This is a genomic window from Amycolatopsis sp. NPDC114503 (assembly GCF_055633655.1).
The window spans coordinates 181151-199449 of record NZ_JBVKDT010000009.1; the positions used below are offsets into that span (position 1 = coordinate 181151).

The window sequence follows — 18299 nt, forward strand, 5'->3', positions numbered from 1 at the left end:
CCCCGGAACCTCCCGGCGACCTCGCCACCCTCGGTAAGGTTTTTTCCCACTTCCGCCCATGTCTTGACACTTCTCAATGGTCTAGTCCATTGTGACTGCGCACACACTCCCCCGAGTGCCTGCGGGGCGCCGCCGCCACGTCCGGCTTCGCCAGGTGCTCCGATGCCGCGTGCCGCCGGGTACGCGTTTCCCCCGTTGGAGGACCCATGAAATCCTTGCGCCGCACCACTTCCCGCCGGAAACTCGCCGGACGGCTCGGCGTGCTGGCACTCGCCGCGGGCGCCGCCCTGACCACCGCGACCGGCACCGCCTCAGCCGCGGGAGACCCGGTTCTCGCGGCGCCGTACCTGTACCAATGGGGCGGACAGAGCGATCCGTCCGCCGCGATGGACGCGACCGGCGTCAGCGCGTTCACCCTCGCCTTCATGCTTTCCGGCGGCGGCTGCGCGCCCGCCTGGGACGGCAACCGCCCCCTCGACGGCGCCGACGCCGCGATGATCCAGAAGATCCGCGCCGCGGGCGGCGACGTGATCCCGTCCTTCGGCGGCTGGCAGGGCAACAAACTGGGCCCGAACTGCGGATCGCCGGAGGAACTGGCCGGCGCGTACCAGCAGGTGATCGACGCCTACGACCTCAAGGCGATCGACCTCGACATCGAGAACACCGACGAGTTCGAGAACGCGGCCGTCCAGGACCGGATCCTCGGCGCGGTCAAGATCGTCAAGGACAAGAACCCGAACCTGCGCGTCGTGATCACCATGGGCACCACGCCGCAGGGCCCGAACGACTGGGGCAAGCGGCTGGTCTCGCAGGCGAAGGCGCTGGGCGCGGACGTCGACGTGTGGTCGCTGATGCCGTTCGACTTCTCCGACGGCGGCGACATGGTCGCCATGACGAAATCCGCAGTGGACGGCCTGGTCGGAGAACTGAAGTCGACGTTCGGCTGGGACGACGCCACCGCCTACCACCGCGCCGGGCTGTCGTCGATGAACGGCAAGACCGACCGGGCCGGAGAGGTCGTGTCGGTCGCGGACTTCACCGCGATCCGCGACTGGGCCGCCGAGCACCACCTGGGCCGCGTCACGTTCTGGGCGACGAACCGGGACTGCGGCGGCTGCAGCGGGATCGACCAGGAGAACTACGCGTTCACGAAGGTCGTGGCCGGGTACAAAGGCTGACCTCGGGGCTGGCTGGGCCGGGCTGGCAGCGGTTCGGCTGGCCTGACCGGGCCTGGCAGCGGGTCGACCGGACTGGCCAGGCCTGGCGCGGTTCGGCTGGCCTGGGCCTGGCGCGGTTCGACTAACCTGGGCGGACCTGGCGCGGTTCGACCGGCCTGGCTGGCAGCGGCTCGGCTGATCTGGCCGGGCCTGGCGCGGTTCGGCTGGCCTGGGCCTGGTTGCCAACGGTCCAGCCGAGCCGAGCTGGCAATGATTCAGCTGACCTGAGCCCGAATTAGCGACAGTTCGACCGACCCGGGCCGAACTGGCAACGGTTCGACAGGCCTGGCCGAACTGGCAACGGTCCGACCGACCTGAGCCAAGCTGGCAACGGTTCGACCGACCCGAGGAGCGGTTCAGCTGACGCGAGCCAAGCAGGCACCCCGCCCGACCTGGGCGAAGCCGACCGCAGTTCGGCTGAGCCGAACCGGACGCCGCTCGAGCCGCGCGGGTCAGCCGAGCCCCGGTGGACTGAACCACCGCTTCGCACCCGCCCGAAGCACGGCCGTCCGGCCCGGCGGAGCGCGGCAACGGGGACCTTCCCGCCCGGGAGGTCCCCGTGTGGCCGTCCGTCACACGCTGTGCGCGGATACGGCCGAACGAGTGAAGATCAGGCAGCGGCGGTGACCGACAGCGCGGCCACCCCGGCCTCGGTCAGCTCAGCGGGAACCCGGCCGGCGGAGGCGACGCCCGTGCCCGGACGCACGTAGCCGCCCTTGGCGAGCGCGTGCGCGGTCATCTGGTCGCAGCAAGCGAAACCGTCGACGAACAGGTCGGGCTCGCAGCTGGTGGACATCTCCGCGCGCTGCTGCGCGACCGCCTTGAGCATGGCCATCGCGCGATGGGTCAGCTCGACGGTCACCCCTTCTGAACCGGACACCGGGATCGCCTTCTTCCTCGTGGGCTACTTACTCAACGTTATCGCCGATTGGGCCGAATGTGTTAACAGCCACACTGTAGCGGTTCGGGAATGAGACGTGGCCTAGACCTGTTCGGTTCCGGTCAAGCGAGACTCGAGCGTCCGAGCCCACTCGCGCACGATCTGCTCGCGGCGGCGGGTGTCGTCGGTGAGGAGGTTGGCGAGGCCGAGTCCGCGCCCCAGGTCGAGAGTGGCCTGGACCAGTTCGCGCACGCCCGGCTGAGCTTCGTCGACCCCGAGCAGCTCGACCGCGACCCGGTGCGCCTCCCGGCCGACCCGCGCCTCCAGCGGCACGAGCACGTCGCGCAACTGGTCGTCCGTCGACGCGACGGCCCACAGCTGCAGCGCCGCGCGGAACATCGGCCCGGTGTAGAGGGTCAGCAGCATCTCGACGACCCACTCGATCCGCGAGGAACCGCCCGGCGACCCGGCCGCGCGCGTGCGCAGTTCGTCCAGCTGAGCCTCGCCCAGCAACTCGACCGCCGCCGCGACCAGCGATTCCCGGGTCGGGAAGTGGTGCTGCGCGGCACCGCGGGAAACCCCGGCCCGCTCCGCGATGACCGCGACGGTGACCCCGTGCCACCCCCGCTCCCCAATGCAGTCCATCGCGGCTTCGATCAACCGCCGCCGCGTGGTGCGGCTGCGTTCCTGCTGCGGTTCCCGGAGCATCAGGCATCACCCGCCCGCGGCGCCTGCTCGCCCAGTGGACGCACCGGAAGCCCGGCCAACCCGCTCCCGCCAAAGTCCGTGAAGGGCCCCCTGAGGGAATCAGATTCCCTCAGGGTTCCCCTCACAGACCTCCGTCCAGGCCCACGCCGGGTGCACCTCATGACTTCACCACTGCTCAGTACGACTTCGGCAGCCCAAGGCTGTGCTGCCCCACGAAATTCAGCACCATTTCCCGGCTCACCGGCGCGATTCGGCCCAGACGCACGGCCGTCACCAGGCTTCCCAGGCCGTACTCGGTCGCCAGGCCGTTCCCGCCGTGGGTCTGCACCGCCTGGTCCACCGCGCGGATCGCCACCTCCGCCGCCGCGTATTTCGCCATGTTCGCGGACTCACCGGAGGCGAAATCGTCGCCCGCGTCGTACAGCGAAGCGGCCTTCTGCGTCATCAGTTTCGCCAGCTCAAGCTCGATTTTCACCTGCGCAAGCGGATGCGCGAGCCCCTGGTGCGACCCGATCGGCGCGCCCCACACTTGCCGTTCGTTCGCGTAGCCGACGGCCTTGTCCAGGGCGTACCTCGCGGTTCCCAGGGAGAACGACGCGCCCATGATGCGTTCCGGGTTGAGGCCCGCGAACAGCTGCGCGATCGCCGCGTCCTCCTCGCCGACCAGGGCTTCCGCGGGCAACCGCACGTCGTCCAGGAAGAGGGAGAACTGGTTCTCCGGCGCGACGATGTCCATGTCGATCTTCGTGAACTCGAACCCGGGCGTGTCCGTCGGCACCACGAACAGCGCGGGCTTCAGGCGACCGGTCTTCGCGTCCTCCGTGCGGCCGACGACGAGCACCGCGTCCGCCTCGTCGACCCCGGAGATGAACACCTTGCGGCCGGACAGCACCCAGTCGCCGCCGTCCCGGCGGGCGGTCGTCGTGATCTTGTGCGAGTTGGAGCCGGCGTCCGGTTCAGTGATCGCGAAGACGATCTTCTTGCTGCCGTCCGCGATTCCGGGCAGCCACTGCTTCTTCTGGTCCGGCGTGCCGAAGCGCGACAGCACCGTCCCAACGATCGCCGGCGACACCACCATCAGCAGCAGCGGCGAGCCCGCGGCGGCGAATTCTTCCAGCACCGCGGCGAGATCCGCGATCCCCGCTCCCCCGCCGCCGTATTCCTCCGGCAGGTTCACGCCCAGGTAACCGAGCCGTCCTGCCTCGTCCCACAGCTCGTCGGTCTTTTCGCCCGCCCGGGCCTTCTTCGCGTAATACTCGTGCCCGTACTTGCCCGCCAGGTCGGCCGCGGCCTTCCGCAGCGCCACCCGCTCTTCGGGCTCGATGAAGTTCATCGCGTTCATTCGGTCTCTCCCACCACAGCCAGCACCGCGCCTACCTCGACCTGTTGCCCGACCTCGACCGGCAGTTCGGCGACCACGCCGTCCGCCGGGGCCGAGATCCGGTGTTCCATCTTCATCGCTTCCAGCCACAGCAACGGATCGCCTGCCCGCACACTGTCCCCCGCGGACACCGCGAGCCGCACGACCGTGCCCGGCATCGGCGCGAGCAGCGACCCCGCCGCCAGAGCCGAATCGGGATCGGCGAACCGCGGCTCGGCGGTCAGCGCCACCGAACCCAGCGGCGAATCCACATAGGACACTGATCCGTGCCGGGACACCTCGAAAGTCCGGCGAACTCCGGCGATGTCGAAGACCACCTGGCCCGGCGTAGCCGATACCAGAGTGACGTCGTCGTAGCCCTCGGCGCGCAGGCCGCCGCGGGTCAGCGAGTAGACGACCTCGTAACGGTTGTCTCCCTTGGCGAACACCTTCCGCTGACCGGCGGAGCGGACATTGCGCCAGCCGCTCGGCAGCCGTCCCAGAGTGGTGGCAGAGGCCCGGTTCCCGGCGGCATCGGCCAGCGCGGCTGCCAGGGCGGACCAGCGTTCTGTGTCCACAGTAGCCAGTGGTGCGGCCAAAGTGTCCAGTCCGTGCCGGTCGAAGAACGCGGTATCCGTTTCCCCGGCGAGGAAAGCCTCGTGGCGCAGGATCCGGACCAGCAGGTCGCGGTTGGTCACCACGCCGTGGATCTTCGCTCCGGCCAAAGCACCGGCAAGCCGACGCGCGGCTTCCGCCCGTGTGGGCGCCCACGTGATGACCTTCGCCAGCATCGGGTCGTAGTGGACGCCAATGACGGACCCGGATTCCACACCGGAATCCAAGCGCAGCCCGGCTCCGTGGGTGAATTCTCGGTCCACACCGGACACTTCGAAAGTGTGCAGCGTCCCGCTCTGCGGTTGCCATCCGGCCGACGGGTCTTCCGCGTACAGCCGGACTTCGATCGAATGTCCCTTGGCGGCAGGAGGTTCGTCGGGCAATCGAGCGCCCTCGGCCACCGAAAGCTGCAACGCGACCAGATCCAGCCCGGTGACGTTCTCCGTCACCGGATGCTCGACCTGCAGCCGCGTGTTCATCTCCAGGAAGTAGAACCGGCCGTCCGGACCGGCCAGGAACTCGACGGTTCCCGCGCCGACGTAGTCGATCGCCTGCGCGGCCTTGCGCGCCGCGTCGAACAGCTCGGCCCGCATGGCATCGTCCACAAAGGGCGATGGCGCTTCCTCGACCACCTTCTGGTGCCGGCGCTGGATGGAGCACTCCCGCTCCCCCACCGCCCAGACCGTGCCGTGCGAGTCGGCGAGCACCTGGACCTCGATGTGCCGTCCGGTTTCGAGGTAGCGCTCGCAGAACACCGTCGGGTCGCCGAACGCCGACCCCGCTTCCGCACGAGCGCTCTCGACGGCTTCGGCCAGCTCGCCCAGCGCACGCACGACACGCATCCCGCGACCGCCGCCGCCGGCGGAAGCCTTGACCAGCAAAGGAAGATCGGCCTCGGTCACCGACGACGGGTCCAATTCGGACAGCACCGGGACCCCGGCGGCGGCCATCAGCCGTTTCGACTCCACTTTGGAGCCCATGGTCTCGATCGCCGCGGGCGGCGGGCCGATCCAGGTCAGCCCGGCGTCGAGCACCGCGCGGGCGAAACCTGCGTTCTCGGACAGGAAGCCATACCCGGGATGGATCGCGTCGGCCCCGGCGTCCGCCGCGGCTTTGACGATCAGTTCGCCGCGCAGATAGGTCTCGCCCGGTGCGTTGCCCGGCAGCCGGACGGCGACGTCGGCCTCCCGCGCGTGCGGGGAATCGGCGTCCGCGTCGGAGAACACCGCGACCGTGCCGATTCCGGCGTCCCGGCAGCTGCGGAACACCCGGCGGGCGATTTCGCCCCGGTTGGCGACCAGCAGATTCTGGATCATGGCCCTCACATCCGGAAGACGCCGAAGCCGCCTTCGACGCCCTTCACTGGTCCGTTGTGGATCGCCGACAGGCTCATCCCGAGCACCGTGCGGGTGTCGCGCGGGTCGATGATGCCGTCGTCGTAAAGCATGCCGGAGAGGAACATCGGCATCGATTCCGCCTCGATCTGGTTCTCGACCATGGCGCGCATCGCGGCGTCGTTTTCCTCGCTGTACTCCTGGCCCCGGCTCGCCGCCGCGGCACGGGCGACAATGGACAGCACGCCGGCCAGCTGAGCCGGCCCCATCACCGCGGACTTCGCGCTCGGCCAGGCGAACAGGAATCGCGGATCGTAGGCCCGGCCGCACATTCCGTAGTGCCCGGCCCCGTAGGACGCTCCCATGAGGACGGACAGATGCGGCACCTTCGAGTTCGACACCGCGTTGATCATCAGCGCGCCGTGCTTGATGATGCCGCTCTGCTCGTATTCCTTGCCGACCATGTAGCCGGTCGTGTTGTGCAGGAACACCAGCGGCGTGTCGATCTGGTTGGCCAGCTGGATGAACTGCGCGGCCTTCTGCGATTCCTCGCCGAACAGCACGCCCTGGGCGTTCGCCAGGATTCCCACCGGATAGCCGTGGATGCTCGCCCATCCGGTGACCAGGCTCGGCCCGTACAGCGGCTTGAACTCGTCGAAGTCCGAACCGTCCACGACGCGCGCGATCACCTCGCGCGGGTCGAACGGGACCTTCAGGTCAGTCGGGACGATGCCCAGCAGGTCTTCGGTGTCGAACACCGGCTCGGCGTAGTCCGGTTTGGCCGCCGGACCCTGTTTGGTCCAGTTGAGCCGCTTGATGATGCTGCGGCCGAGGCGGATCGCGTCCTCCTCGTCGACGGCGAGGTAATCGGCGAGCCCGGACGTCCGCGCGTGCATTTCCGCGCCACCGAGGGACTCGTCATCGGATTCCTCGCCAGTCGCCATCTTGACCAGCGGCGGGCCGCCGAGGAACACCTTCGCGCGTTCCTTCACCATCACGACGTAGTCGGACATGCCGGGCAGGTACGCGCCGCCCGCGGTCGAGTTGCCGAACACCAGCGCGACGGTCGGCACCTTCGCCGCCGAGGACCTGGTCAGATCACGGAAGACCCGGCCGCCGGGAATGAAGATTTCCTTCTGGGTGGGAAGATCAGCGCCGCCGGATTCGACCAGGTTGATCACCGGAAGCCGGTTCTGCGCCGCGATGTCCGCCGCCCGGAACGATTTCTTCGTCGTCCACGGGTTGCTCGCGCCGCCCTTGACCGTCGGGTCGCTGGCCGAGATCAGGCATTCGACGCCTTCGACGACGCCGATCCCGGTGATCACGCTCGCGCCGACCTTGTAGTCCGAGCCCCACGCGGCCAAGGGCGACAGCTCCAGGAACGGCGAATCCTCGTCCAGCAGGAGTTCGATCCGCTCGCGCGCCAGCAGTTTCCCGCGCTTGCGATGCCGTTCGACGTACTTTTCGCCGCCGCCGGCGACCGCTTTGGCCTGCTCGGCGTCGATCTCCGCGAGCTTCTCCAGCATCGCCTCGCGGTTCGCGGCGAACTCGTCGGCCCGGTTGTCCACTGTGGACCTGATAGTGGTCATGCGGTGTATCCCAATCGCTTCGCGGCCAGTCCGGTCAGGATTTCGGTGGTGCCGCCGCCGATGCCGAGAATGCGGACGTCGCGGTAGTGCCGCTCCACTTCGGACTCGCGCATGTAGCCGAGACCGCCGTGCAGCTGCACCGCCTCGTTCACGACCCATTCAGCGGTCTGCACCGCGGTGTTCTTCGCGAAGCACGCCTCGGCGATCACTTCTTCGCCCGACACGTGCCGGAGCGCGACCTGCCGGGCATACGTCCGCGCGACGTCGACCTTGCAGGCCATCTCGGTGAGCTTGTGCTGCACCAGCTGCCGCGAGATCAGCGGACGCCCGAACGTCTCGCGCATCCGGCACCAGTCCACCGTCAGCTCCAGTGCCCGTTGCGCGTGCGCATACGCCTGCACCGCCAGCGAAAGCCGTTCGGTCACGAACTGCGTGGCCACCTGAGCGAAGCCGCTGTTCTCCGCGCCGATCAAGTTCTCCGCCGGAACTCGAACGTCCACATAAGACAGCTCTGCGGTGTCCGAAGCCGCCCAGCCCATCTTCTCCAGCTTGCGCGACACCGTGAACCCTGGTGTCCCGCGCTCGACCACGATCAGCGAAAGCCCGTGCGCGCCCGCCTCGCCAGTTCGGACCACAGTGGTCACAAAGTCCGCGCGACAACCAGAGGTGATAAAAGTCTTGGCCCCGTTGATCACATACTCGTCGCCCTCGCGCACCGCGGTGGTGCGGATCCCGGCGACGTCGGAGCCGCCGTCCGGTTCGGTGACCGCCAGCGAGCCGATCTTCTCGCCTTCGAGAGTCGGCCGCACCCAGCGTTCGATCTGCACCGGGTCGCCGGCCTCGACGATGTGCGGCACCGCGATCCCGCAGGTGAACAGCGACGCGAACAGCCCGCCGGACCCGCCCGCGTAGTGCATTTCCTCGGCGACCACGAGCGCGTCGAGGTAATTGCCGTCGCCGCCGCCCGCGGACTCGGGGAACGCGACCCCGAGCAGACCCAGTTGTCCCGCCTTGCGATGCAGCTCGCGCGGCAGTTCCCCGGCCCGCTCCCAGTCGTCCAGGTGCGGCAGCACGTCCTTCTCCACGAACCGGCGCACCGTGGCGCGCAGTTCGGTGCGTTCCGGCGTGCGGAACGGATCCACGGTCACAGCAGCGCCTCCGGGACGTCGAGTTCGCGCGCCCGCAGCCATTCGCCGAGCGCCTTCGCCTGGGGATCGAACCTGGCCTGCGAAGCGACGCCGTCGCCGAGAATGCCCTCGACCACGAAGTTCATCGCCCACAGGTTCGGCAGCAGATGCCGGGTGACCGGCAGTCCTTCGGTTTCCGGCAGCAGCCGGCGGAATTCCCCGACGGTGAGCCGGTGCACGAGCCAGCGCCACGCTTCCTCGGACCGCACCCACACCCCGAGGTTCGCGTTGCCGCCCTTGTCCCCGCTGCGCGCTCCGGCGACAAGACCGAGCGGGACCCGCCGCACCTTGTCCGCCCGCAACGGTTCCGGCAGTGCGGGTTCATCCACTTCGGACAGTTCAACAGTCTCGGAAGCGGGCGCGATGTCCACCTTGGACCCGTCCGGCAGCACCGCGACGTGCGGAACCGCGTCAGCGTCCACAAAGGCCGCTGAGTAGACCCCGAACGGCGAAGCATCCGAAGGCGGCGCGGTGACGTGGAATCCCGGGTAGCTCGCCAGGGCCAGCTCAATCGCCGCTCCGCTGAACGCACGTCCGGCGATCTTCGGATCGTTGTCCTTCACCGCGACATGCAGCAGCGCACTGGCGCGTTCTTCGGTGTCGGCGTCCGGGTGGTCGGTGCGAGCGAGCGTCCACCGGACCTCGGCGGGCGGGCGTTTCGCCAAAGCACCTTCCAGCTGTTCCCGCACCAGCGCGGCTTTCTCTTCGATGTCCAGTCCGGTAAGGACGAACGTCGTCTCGTTCCGGAACCCGCCGAGCCGGTTGAGGCACACCTTCAACGTCGGCGGCGGCGCTTCCCCGCGAACCCCGCTGATCCGCACCCGGTCCGGCCCGTCGTCCGAAAGCGACAGTGCGTCGAACCGGGCCGTCACATCAGGATTCGCATACCGCGCACCGATGATCTCGTAGAGCAGCTGTGCCGTGACAGTTCCAGTATTGACCACGCCGCCGGTGCCCGGATGCTTCGTGATCACGCTGGAGCCGTCCGCGTGGATCTCCGCGAGAGGGAATCCCGGCAGACCGATCGGCTGTTCGCGGAAGAACGAGTAGTTGCCGCCCGTCGCCTGCGCACCGCATTCGATGACGTGGCCCGCCGCGACCGCTCCGGCGAGCGCGTCGTAGTCGTCGCGAGCCCAGCCGAAGTGCGCCGCCGCCGGTCCGACGATCACCGACGCGTCCGTGACCCGCCCGGTCACCACCACGTCCGCACCGGCCTTGAGGCATTCCGCGATCCCCCACGCGCCGAGATAAGCGTTGGCAGTCAACGGTTTCTCGAAGCCGAACTCGTCCGCGCGCGCGATCAGGTCGTCGCCCTCGACGTGCGCGACGCGAACCTCGAGACCGAGCTTCGCGGCCAGTTCCCGCACCGCGTCGGCCAGCCCGGCCGGGTTGAGCCCGCCCGCGTTCGCGACGATCCGGACGCCCTTGTCCTTCGCCAGCCCGAGGTTTTCCTCCATCTGCCGGAGGAACGTCTTGGCGTAGCCGCGGGCCGGGTCCTTCATCCGGTCGCGGCCGAGGATCAGCATGGTCAGCTCGGCGAGGTAGTCGCCGGTCAGGACGTCGAGCGGGCCGCCGGTCAGCATGTCCCGCACGGCGGAGAACCGGTCGCCGTAAAACCCGGACGCGTTCCCGACGCGCAACGGCGCGCTCACGCGAACTGCCCCGGCTCGCGCCCCGTCCCGGGCGGCCCGGCGAAGGCCTGCGCGATGCCCAGCCATTCCTCGACATCCGCGCCGGTCGCGACCAGATCAGTGTCCGCCGGATGCCGACGCTGCGTGGCGACCAGGCAGAAGTCGAGCGCGCTGCCGGTCAGCCGCTGCTCCGCGTCCTCCGGCCCGAACGCCCACGTGCTGCCGTCCGGCGCGGTCAGCTCGACCCGGAATTCCTCGGTCGGCGGCGCGAGCGAATGGAGTTTGTAGGCGAAATCGCGCGTCCGCGTGCCGAACCGGGCGATGTGCCACAGCCGTTCGGTGGGCTCGCGCGTGACGCCGAGCGCGTCGGCGATGTCCTGGCCGTGCGCCCAGGTCTCCATCATCCGCGCGGACGCCATGGACGCCGCGCTCATCGGCGGGCCGTACCAAGGGAGCTTCTGCCCCTCCGGCACCGCGGCGAGCGCCTCGGCCAGCGCGGCCCGGCCCGCGCGCCACTGCGCCAGCAGCTCGTCCGGGGGCAGCCGGGCACCTTCCTCGGCACCCGCGTCGACGTAGTTTTCGCCGATGCTCAACAGGTTTTCGACCTCGGACTGCCAGTCCTCCGGCCGGCTCGCGGAGATCAGCGATTTGCCGTCGGTCCACGCCAGATGCGCGACCTGATGCGCGATGCTCCAGCCGGGCGCCGGCGTCGGCCGCGCCCACCCGTCGGCGGGCAACCCGGCGACCAGGTCGTCGACCGCCTGCGATTCGGCCGCGAGATCCCGGAGGATCCCCGCGAGATCAGCCATTCCTGCGCCTCCCTGCGTCCGCCGCACCACCTCGTGCGGGACCCAGCGTGGACCCTGCCCCCGGAAAAATCAAGCGCGCCTGATTGTTTTTGCTCCGGCGGACGTGCCGTGAAGGACTCCTTGAGGGAATCTGATTCCCTCAAGGAGTCCTTCACGGACTTCTCCTCAGCCGCGCGAAGTGTCGATCACGCAGAAACGGTTGCCTTCCGGGTCGGCCAGCACCACGAAGTCCGGATCCGGCGGGTAATGCGGCCAGTCCACCTCCCGCGCCCCCAGCCCCACCAGCCGCGAGACCTCCGCCGCCTGGTCCGCGGCGTCCCCGGCGTACAGATCCAGATGCACCCGCGGCACCTCCTGCACCGGCACCGAACTCCGCTGGAACGCCACCCCCGGCCCCGCGCCGTCCGGAGGCAGCAGCACCACGAAATCCGTCGCGTCGTCCCGTCGCGCGTACCCCAAAGCGTCGCTCCAGAACGAGACCGCGCGCTCCATGTCCTCGACTCCCAGCACCACCGTGCCCACCTTCAGCATGATCCGAGCATGCCCGGACGCCAGCCGCCCAACCGTTATTGACACATTGAAAACAAGGCTCCGGCGCCCTACCGTCCTCCCATGGACTCCTACGCGGAGATCGCCTACGAGGTCGCGGGCACCGTCGCGACCGTCCTGCTCGACCGGTCCGAGGCCCGCAACGGCTACACGACCCGGATGGCCGACGAACTCGCCCACGCCCTCGACCGCGCCGACCGCGACGAGGACGTCCGCGCCGTCGTGCTCGGGACCACGGGCCGGGACTTCTCCGTCGGAGCCGATCTCTCGTCCGGCGGATTCGACTTCGGCGACCGTCCGCCGGACGACTGGCAGGAACCCGCGGGCCGCGTGTCGAAGCGGATCTTCACCATGAACAAGCCGGTGCTGGCCGCGTTGCGCGGGGCGTCGGTCGGCGCGGGGATCACGATCACGCTGTCCTGCGACTACCGGTTCGCCTCGACCGACTCCAAGTTCGGCTTCGTCTTCACCCGCCGCGGGATCTACCCCGAGGGCGCGTCCGCGTGGTTCCTCCCCCGGCTCGTCGGGATGGGCGCGGCCGTCGACTGGATGGTCAGCGGGCGGCTCTTCGGCCCCGACGAAGCGCTCCGAACCGGGCTCGTGCACCAGATCCACGACCCCGGCGACGTCCTCGCCCAAGCACAAACCAAGGCGAAGGAAATCGCCGAGACCACCGCACCTGTCGCCGTCGCGGTCACTCGCCAGCTGCTCTACCGGATGGCCTCGGCCCCGTCGCCGTTCGACGTCCACCAGGTGGACTCGAAGCTCATCTCCCAGCTCGGCTCGAACCCCGACGCCGTCGAAGGCATCGCCTCGTTCTTCCAGAAACGCCCGCCCGAGTTCCCGTTGCGCGTGGACCGAGATCTGCCGCCGTACCTGCCGTGGACCGGAGAATGACGGACTACCCGCCCGAACCGTGGCACCTCGCCGCCGACGCCCGCATCTCGGTCTGGCGAGTGCCGGTCGACGAACTGCCCGCGCTTCCCGACGGCGCCGAGCCGCTGCTCCTGGGCAACCAGGCCGCCGTCTTCACCGCCTGGATCGACTATCTCCCGTCCGGCCAGCTGAGCTACCACGAACTCCTCTCCTGCGTCGCCGTGCGCGGCCGCGGGCTCGCCGCGTCGATCACCGACATCTGGGTCGACAGCGAGATCTCGCGCGCGGGCGGGCGCGAGCTCTGGGGCATCCCGAAGGAACTGGCGGCCTTCACCTTCACCGGCGGGCGCACCTTCACCGCCGCGACCTCCGACGACTGGATAGCCACCGCCGCCTTCACCCCGCGCGTCGGGCTCCCGATCACCCTCCCGGTACGCTTCGAGATCGCGCAAGACCGCGGCGGCAGCCCGCTGCGTACCCCGGTCGAGTGGCGCGGGAAGCCCCGCGCGGCGGCCGCGGACTGGTCGGTCAACCCGGCCGGGCCGCTGGGCTATCTGGCCGGGAAACGGCCCGTGGCCAGTGCGGCACTGGGCGCCACGAAGCTCCGCTTCGGATCTTGCCCTCGGTGATCGGATAACCCGCCAGGGTGAGAGTGACACGCCATACCTTGGGGCGCGTGCGAGCCTGAACCCCAAGATGTAGTCTCTGGGAACCGGCAGCCCCCAGCGACGGGGAGACCGCTTGACGAGGGCGGCCGGGCTGTTTCGACGAAACCGCAGCGCATGGCCTTGACCGGCTGTGTGCCGCTCGAACGCGCCCATTTCGAGGAACTGTTGGAGACACGCATGTCAGTGGAAACCGGTCAGCGGCCGCCGTCGGCGGCGGAGGGGGCCCCGAGCGCGGTCCGCGTCATCCGGCGGGACGGAAGCGTCTCGCCCTTCGACGCGGGCAAGATCTCGGTGGCGCTGACCAAGGCCTTCCTCGCGGTCGAGGGCGGCGACGCCGCCGCGTCCTCCCGCGTGCACCACGTGGTCGCGGAGCTGACCGGGCAGGTCGAGGCGGCTCTGCTGCGCCACACCGGCCCGGAGACCCCGCTGCACATCGAGCAGATCCAGGACCAGGTCGAACTCGCCCTGATGCGCGGCGAGCACCACAAGGTCGCCCGCGCCTACGTCCTCTACCGCGACGAGCGCAAGAAGGCGCGCGAGGCCGCCGCGCCGGCGCACGCCGAGGTCGCGCTGAGCGTCAAGGGCACCGACGGAACGCTCCGCCCGCTCGACTGGGCGCGTGTTTCGCACGTCGTCGGCGAGGCCGTCGCCGGGCTCGAGGACGTCTCCGCCGAGCCGGTGCTGGCCGAGGCCAAGCGCAACCTCTACGACGGCATCACCGCCGACGAACTGGCGCTCGCGCAGATCATGGCCGCGCGCGTGCTCGTCGAGCAGGAGCCGAACTATTCGTTCGTGTCCGCCCGGCTGCTGCTGGACAAGCTGCGCGGCGAAGCGCTGAGCTACCTCGCGCAGAAGCCGCGTCAGGCCAGCCAGGACGAGATGGCCAGCGAATACCCGGCGTACTTCCGCGCCTACCTGCGCCGCGCGGTCGAGCTGGAACTGGTCGACGGCGAACTGCTGGGCTTCGACCTGGACAAGATCACCGCCGCCATTCACGCCGAGCGCGACCTCGACTTCGGCTTCCTCGGCCTGCAGACGCTGTACGACCGGTACTTCCAGCACCACAACGGCGTCCGGTTCGAGCTGCCGCAGGCGTTCTTCATGCGCGTCGCGATGGGCCTGGCGATCCGCGAGGACAACCGCGAAGCCCGCGCGATCGAGTTCTACGAACTGCTGTCGACGTTCCACTTCATGGCGTCCACCCCGACGCTGTTCAACAGCGGCACCAACCGCGCGCAGCTGTCGTCCTGCTTCCTGACCACTGTGGACGACGACCTGGACTCGATTTTCCAGGCGTACAAGAACAACGCGCTGCTGGCCAAGTACTCGGGCGGCCTCGGCAACGACTGGACCCCGGTCCGCGGCCTCGGCGCGCACATCAAGGGCACCAACGGCCAGTCCCAGGGCGTCGTGCCGTTCCTGAAGATCGCCAACGACACCGCGGTCGCGGTCAACCAGGGCGGCAAGCGCAAGGGCGCGGCCTGCGCGTACCTGGAGACCTGGCACGTCGACATCGAGGAATTCCTCGACCTGCGCAAGAACACCGGCGACGACCGGCGGCGCACGCACGACATGAACACCGCCAACTGGGTCCCGGACGAGTTCCTGCGCCGCGTCGAGGCGAACGCCGAGTGGACGCTGTTCTCGCCGAACGAGACGCCGGACCTGCACGACCTCTACGGCAACGCGTTCGCGCAGCGCTACCGCGAGTACGAGGCGGCCGCCGCGCGCGGCGAGATCAAGGTGTTCCGCAAGGTCCGCGCGGTCGAGCTGTGGCGGCGGATGCTGACCATGCTGTTCGAGACCGGCCACCCGTGGATCACCTTCAAGGACCCGTGCAACCTGCGTTCGCCGCAGCAGCACGTCGGCGTCGTGCACTCGTCCAACCTGTGCACCGAGATCACGCTGAACACGAACACCGAAGAGGTCGCGGTCTGCAACCTCGGCTCGGTGAACCTGCTCAAGCACGTCACTCCGTCCGGTTTGGACACTGAGCGGCTCGAGAAGACCGTGCGGACCGCGGTGCGCATGCTCGACAACGTGATCGACATCAACTTCTACACGATCCCGGAGGCGCGCCGTTCCAACCTGCGCCACCGTCCGGTCGGCCTGGGCATCATGGGCTTCCAGGACGCGCTGTTCGAGCTGGGCGTGCCGTTCGCGTCCGCCGAAGCGGTGAAGTTCGCCGACGTCTCGATGGAGCACCTCTCCTACTACGCGATCTCGGCCTCGACCGACCTCGCGCAGGAGCGCGGCCAGTACCAGACGTTCGAGGGTTCCTTGTGGAGCAAGGGAATCCTGCCGATCGACTCGATGCAGCTGCTCATCGACGCCCGCCAGGGCGACGGCCTCGACGTCGACACCTCGACGACGCTGGACTGGGCCCCGCTGCGCGAGCGCGTCAAGACCGTCGGCATGCGCAACTCCAACGTGATGGCGATCGCGCCGACCGCGACGATCTCCAACATCTCCGGCGTCGGCCAGTCGATCGAGCCGCTGTTCCAGAACCTGTACGTCAAGTCGAACATGTCCGGCGACTTCACCGTCGTCAACCCGCACCTGGTCAAGAGCCTCAAGGCGCGCGGCCTGTGGGACGAGGTCATGGTCAGCGACCTGAAGTACTTCGACGGCAGCCTCGGCCAGATCGACCGTGTCCCGAACGACCTCAAGGCGCTGTACGCGACCGCCTTCGAGATCGAGTCGAAGTGGATCGTGGACGCCGGTTCGGTGCGGCAGAAGTGGATCGACCAGGCACAGTCGCTGAACCTGTACATCGCGGCGCCGAGCGGACGCAAGCTCGACGAGCTGTACCGCTACGCCTGGCACAAGGGCCTCAAGACCACGTACTACCTGCGGGCGCAGTCCGCGACGCACGTGGAGAAGAGCACCCTGCGCGGCACCGACGGCAAGCTGAACGCCGTCTCCGCCACCCCGGCCCCGGCCGCCCCGGCTGCCGCTGCCCCGGCTGCTTCCCCCGCTCCGGCCGCTTCGCCGTCGCCGTCCGCCGCGGTTCCGGCCGCCTCCCCCGCACCGTCGCCGTCGCCCGCCGCGGCGGTCCCGGCGGAGCCGAAGGAGATGCCGAAGACCGACGTCGACTTCGTCGCCACCGAGGGCGCTGCCTGCCGGATCGACGACCCCGACTGCGAAGCCTGCCAGTAAGGAATCCCTGAAACCATGACGAACGTGGAAACGACGGACGCGACCGGCCTCGGCGAGATCGAGGTCGGCGCGGCCCGGATCAACGTCGACGACAAGCGGATGATCAACGCGCGCGCCGACGTCAACCAGCTGCTGCCGATGAAGTACCGGTGGGCCTGGGACAAGTACCTCGCGGCGTGCAACAACCACTGGATGCCGACCGAGGTCGCGATGCAGGCCGACATCGCGCTGTGGAAGTCGCCGGACGGCCTCACCGAGGACGAGCGGCAGATGCTCAAGCGCAACCTCGGCTTCTTCGCGACGGCGGAGTCCTTGGTGGCCAACAACATCGTGCTCGCGGTGTACCGGCAGATCACCAACCCGGAGTGCCGCCAGTACCTGCTGCGCCAGGCCTTCGAGGAGGCCGTGCACACGCACACCTTCCAGTACATCTGCGAAAGCCTCGGCCTGGTCGAGGGCGAGCTGTTCAACATGTACCGCGAGGTCCCGTCCATTTCGGACAAGGACGCGTGGGCGCTGAAGTACACGCAGAACCTGGAGAACCCGGACTTCGAGACCGGCACGCCGGAAGCCGACCAGGCGTTCCTGCGCGATCTCGTGGCGTTCTACGTGATCTTCGAGGGCATGTGGTTCTACACCGGTTTCGCGCAGATCCTGTCGCTGGGCCGGCGGAACAAGATGGTCGGCATCGCCGAGCAGTACCAGTACATCCTGCGCGACGAGTCGATCCACCTGAACTTCGGCATCGACTGCATCAACCAGATCAAGATCGAGAACCCGCACCTGTGGACTGAAGAATTCCAGGCCGAGGTGCGCGGAATGCTGCAGGACGCGTGCGAACTGGAAGTCAAGTACGCCCGCGACACGATGCCGCGCGGCATGCTCGGCCTGTCGGCCGACCTGTGCGAGCAGTACATGCACTTCATCACCGACCGGCGCGCGCAGCAGATCGGCCTGTCCCCGATCTACGGCGAGAACGAGAACCCGTTCCCGTGGATGTCGGAAGCAATGGACCTGAAGAAGGAAAAGAACTTCTTCGAAACCCGAGTCATCGAATACCAGTCCGGCGGCGCCCTCGACTGGGACTGACCCCCACCCGAGGCACAACCGACACTCGGCCACGCCCACCAGGGCGTGGCCGAGTTCTTTTACACACCAACAAACCCGCACCAACTCACCCCAACCATCGAGGCACCCACCCCCTCCCCCGCACCCCGATACGAAGCCTCCCTGCGGTCTGAGGGTGGTTGTCAAGGCATCTTTCCCGCCTTGACAACCACCCTCAGACCGTCAGCACAATCAAGCTTCGGGGTGCCCCACGCAACGCCTCAGGCGCAACGTCGCCGCCAGGCGACGAGCCGCCCTCTCTCCCACACTCCAAGACACCCACCCACCTTGTACCAAACCAGCTAAACTCCCCCACGCCACTGGTTCGTCAGGACGCCCCCGCGCCCTGACGAGGCAACAGGGAACCCGGTGAGACTCCGGGACTGCCCCGCAGCGGTATGTGGGAACGAACGCTGTCACCGCGAACGCGGTAAAGCACTGGGCACCCCCGCCCGGGAAGCGACAGCCAGTAGACACGAGCAATACGCCCACGAGTCCGAATACCTGCCAATGGCACGCACGCCGACGGCGTGCGTGAGTCCGGGCCTCGCGGGACAAGGCACCGACCGAAGCACCGCGTTTCCGCGTGCCCGGACTCTTCCGGCGAGCA

14 protein-coding genes and 1 riboswitch are annotated in these 18299 nt (G+C 68.7%); of the genes, 5 read left to right on the forward strand and 9 right to left on the reverse strand.

What is annotated here, in order from left to right:
- Nucleotides 1-206: 206 nt before the first annotated feature.
- Nucleotides 207-1178, forward strand: coding sequence for a chitinase (locus ACZ7OI_RS34205; protein ID WP_470268228.1), 972 nt, complete (start codon nucleotides 207-209; stop codon nucleotides 1176-1178).
- 649 nt (nucleotides 1179-1827) lie between these two features.
- On the opposite strand, the gene ACZ7OI_RS34210 is transcribed toward ACZ7OI_RS34205, so the two are convergent.
- The 9 genes from ACZ7OI_RS34210 to ACZ7OI_RS34250 form a co-directional block, all read right to left on the reverse strand.
- Nucleotides 1828-2097, reverse strand: a complete 270-nt coding sequence (locus ACZ7OI_RS34210; protein WP_344267064.1) for a hypothetical protein — start codon at nucleotides 2095-2097, stop codon at nucleotides 1828-1830.
- Between the two features lie 102 nt (nucleotides 2098-2199).
- Entirely contained in the window at nucleotides 2200-2805 is a 606-nt protein-coding gene (locus tag ACZ7OI_RS34215; protein ID WP_470268229.1) for a TetR/AcrR family transcriptional regulator, read from the reverse strand.
- Between the two features lie 175 nt (nucleotides 2806-2980).
- Entirely contained in the window at nucleotides 2981-4147 is a 1167-nt protein-coding gene (locus ACZ7OI_RS34220; protein WP_470268230.1) for an acyl-CoA dehydrogenase family protein, read from the reverse strand.
- Nucleotides 4144-6096, reverse strand: coding sequence for an acetyl/propionyl/methylcrotonyl-CoA carboxylase subunit alpha (locus tag ACZ7OI_RS34225; RefSeq protein ID WP_470268231.1), 1953 nt, complete (start codon nucleotides 6094-6096; stop codon nucleotides 4144-4146). Before ACZ7OI_RS34225 ends, ACZ7OI_RS34220 begins: the two co-directional genes overlap by 4 nt.
- A 5-nt stretch (nucleotides 6097-6101) precedes the next feature.
- On the reverse strand, nucleotides 6102-7703 hold the full coding sequence (locus ACZ7OI_RS34230) for an acyl-CoA carboxylase subunit beta (protein ID WP_470268232.1): 1602 nt from the start codon (nucleotides 7701-7703) through the stop codon (nucleotides 6102-6104).
- Nucleotides 7700-8893 carry an acyl-CoA dehydrogenase family protein gene (locus tag ACZ7OI_RS34235; protein ID WP_470268233.1) on the reverse strand — a complete coding sequence of 398 codons (1194 nt, stop codon included), beginning with the start codon at nucleotides 8891-8893 and terminating at the stop codon, nucleotides 7700-7702. Before ACZ7OI_RS34235 ends, ACZ7OI_RS34230 begins: the two co-directional genes overlap by 4 nt.
- On the reverse strand, nucleotides 8848-10542 hold the full coding sequence (locus ACZ7OI_RS34240; protein WP_470268234.1) for an acyclic terpene utilization AtuA family protein: 1695 nt from the start codon (nucleotides 10540-10542) through the stop codon (nucleotides 8848-8850). The genes ACZ7OI_RS34235 and ACZ7OI_RS34240 overlap by 46 nt, the downstream gene beginning before the upstream one ends.
- On the reverse strand, nucleotides 10539-11330 hold the full coding sequence (locus ACZ7OI_RS34245) for a TIGR03084 family metal-binding protein (RefSeq protein ID WP_470268235.1): 792 nt from the start codon (nucleotides 11328-11330) through the stop codon (nucleotides 10539-10541). Before ACZ7OI_RS34245 ends, ACZ7OI_RS34240 begins: the two co-directional genes overlap by 4 nt.
- Before the next feature lie 165 nt (nucleotides 11331-11495).
- Nucleotides 11496-11861, reverse strand: a complete 366-nt coding sequence (locus ACZ7OI_RS34250; protein WP_470268236.1) for a VOC family protein — start codon at nucleotides 11859-11861, stop codon at nucleotides 11496-11498.
- 81 nt (nucleotides 11862-11942) lie between these two features.
- Between ACZ7OI_RS34250 and ACZ7OI_RS34255 the strand changes: the two genes are divergently transcribed.
- The 4 genes from ACZ7OI_RS34255 (at nucleotide 11943) to ACZ7OI_RS34270 (ending at nucleotide 17671) form a co-directional block, all read left to right on the forward strand.
- Entirely contained in the window at nucleotides 11943-12776 is an 834-nt protein-coding gene (locus ACZ7OI_RS34255; RefSeq protein ID WP_470268237.1) for an enoyl-CoA hydratase-related protein, read from the forward strand.
- On the forward strand, nucleotides 12773-13384 hold the full coding sequence (locus ACZ7OI_RS34260) for an acetoacetate decarboxylase family protein (protein ID WP_470268238.1): 612 nt from the start codon (nucleotides 12773-12775) through the stop codon (nucleotides 13382-13384). The genes ACZ7OI_RS34255 and ACZ7OI_RS34260 overlap by 4 nt, the downstream gene beginning before the upstream one ends.
- Nucleotides 13385-13600: 216 nt before the next feature.
- Nucleotides 13601-16582 (forward strand): ribonucleoside-diphosphate reductase subunit alpha, encoded by a 2982-nt coding sequence (locus tag ACZ7OI_RS34265; protein WP_470268239.1) that lies wholly within the window; start codon nucleotides 13601-13603, stop codon nucleotides 16580-16582.
- A 15-nt stretch (nucleotides 16583-16597) separates the two neighbouring features.
- The gene (locus ACZ7OI_RS34270) at nucleotides 16598-17671 is read left to right on the forward strand and encodes a ribonucleotide-diphosphate reductase subunit beta (protein ID WP_037814745.1); all 1074 of its coding nucleotides are present in this window, start codon (nucleotides 16598-16600) and stop codon (nucleotides 17669-17671) included.
- A 322-nt stretch (nucleotides 17672-17993) separates the two neighbouring features.
- Nucleotides 17994-18215: riboswitch (cobalamin riboswitch) on the forward strand.
- Nucleotides 18216-18299: the final 84 nt, after the last annotated feature.

What these genes read in the sequence shown, in the direction of transcription:
- ACZ7OI_RS34205 (WP_470268228.1), top strand. Translation starts at nt 207, where the DNA reads ATGAAATCCTTGCGCCGCACCACTTCCCGCCGGAAACTCGCCGGACGG.
- ACZ7OI_RS34215 (WP_470268229.1), bottom strand. Translation starts at nt 2,805, where the DNA reads ATGCTCCGGGAACCGCAGCAGGAACGCAGCCGCACCACGCGGCGGCGG.
- ACZ7OI_RS34220 (WP_470268230.1), bottom strand. Translation starts at nt 4,147, where the DNA reads ATGAACGCGATGAACTTCATCGAGCCCGAAGAGCGGGTGGCGCTGCGG.
- ACZ7OI_RS34225 (WP_470268231.1), bottom strand. Translation starts at nt 6,096, where the DNA reads ATGATCCAGAATCTGCTGGTCGCCAACCGGGGCGAAATCGCCCGCCGG.
- ACZ7OI_RS34230 (WP_470268232.1), bottom strand. Translation starts at nt 7,703, where the DNA reads ATGACCACTATCAGGTCCACAGTGGACAACCGGGCCGACGAGTTCGCC.
- ACZ7OI_RS34235 (WP_470268233.1), bottom strand. Translation starts at nt 8,893, where the DNA reads ATGGCTGCGGGCGCGCGAACTCGACGTCCCGGAGGCGCTGCTGTGACC.
- ACZ7OI_RS34245 (WP_470268235.1), bottom strand. Translation starts at nt 11,330, where the DNA reads ATGGCTGATCTCGCGGGGATCCTCCGGGATCTCGCGGCCGAATCGCAG.
- ACZ7OI_RS34250 (WP_470268236.1), bottom strand. Translation starts at nt 11,861, where the DNA reads ATGCTGAAGGTGGGCACGGTGGTGCTGGGAGTCGAGGACATGGAGCGC.
- ACZ7OI_RS34255 (WP_470268237.1), top strand. Translation starts at nt 11,943, where the DNA reads ATGGACTCCTACGCGGAGATCGCCTACGAGGTCGCGGGCACCGTCGCG.
- ACZ7OI_RS34260 (WP_470268238.1), top strand. Translation starts at nt 12,773, where the DNA reads ATGACGGACTACCCGCCCGAACCGTGGCACCTCGCCGCCGACGCCCGC.
- ACZ7OI_RS34265 (WP_470268239.1), top strand. Translation starts at nt 13,601, where the DNA reads ATGTCAGTGGAAACCGGTCAGCGGCCGCCGTCGGCGGCGGAGGGGGCC.
- ACZ7OI_RS34270 (WP_037814745.1), top strand. Translation starts at nt 16,598, where the DNA reads ATGACGAACGTGGAAACGACGGACGCGACCGGCCTCGGCGAGATCGAG.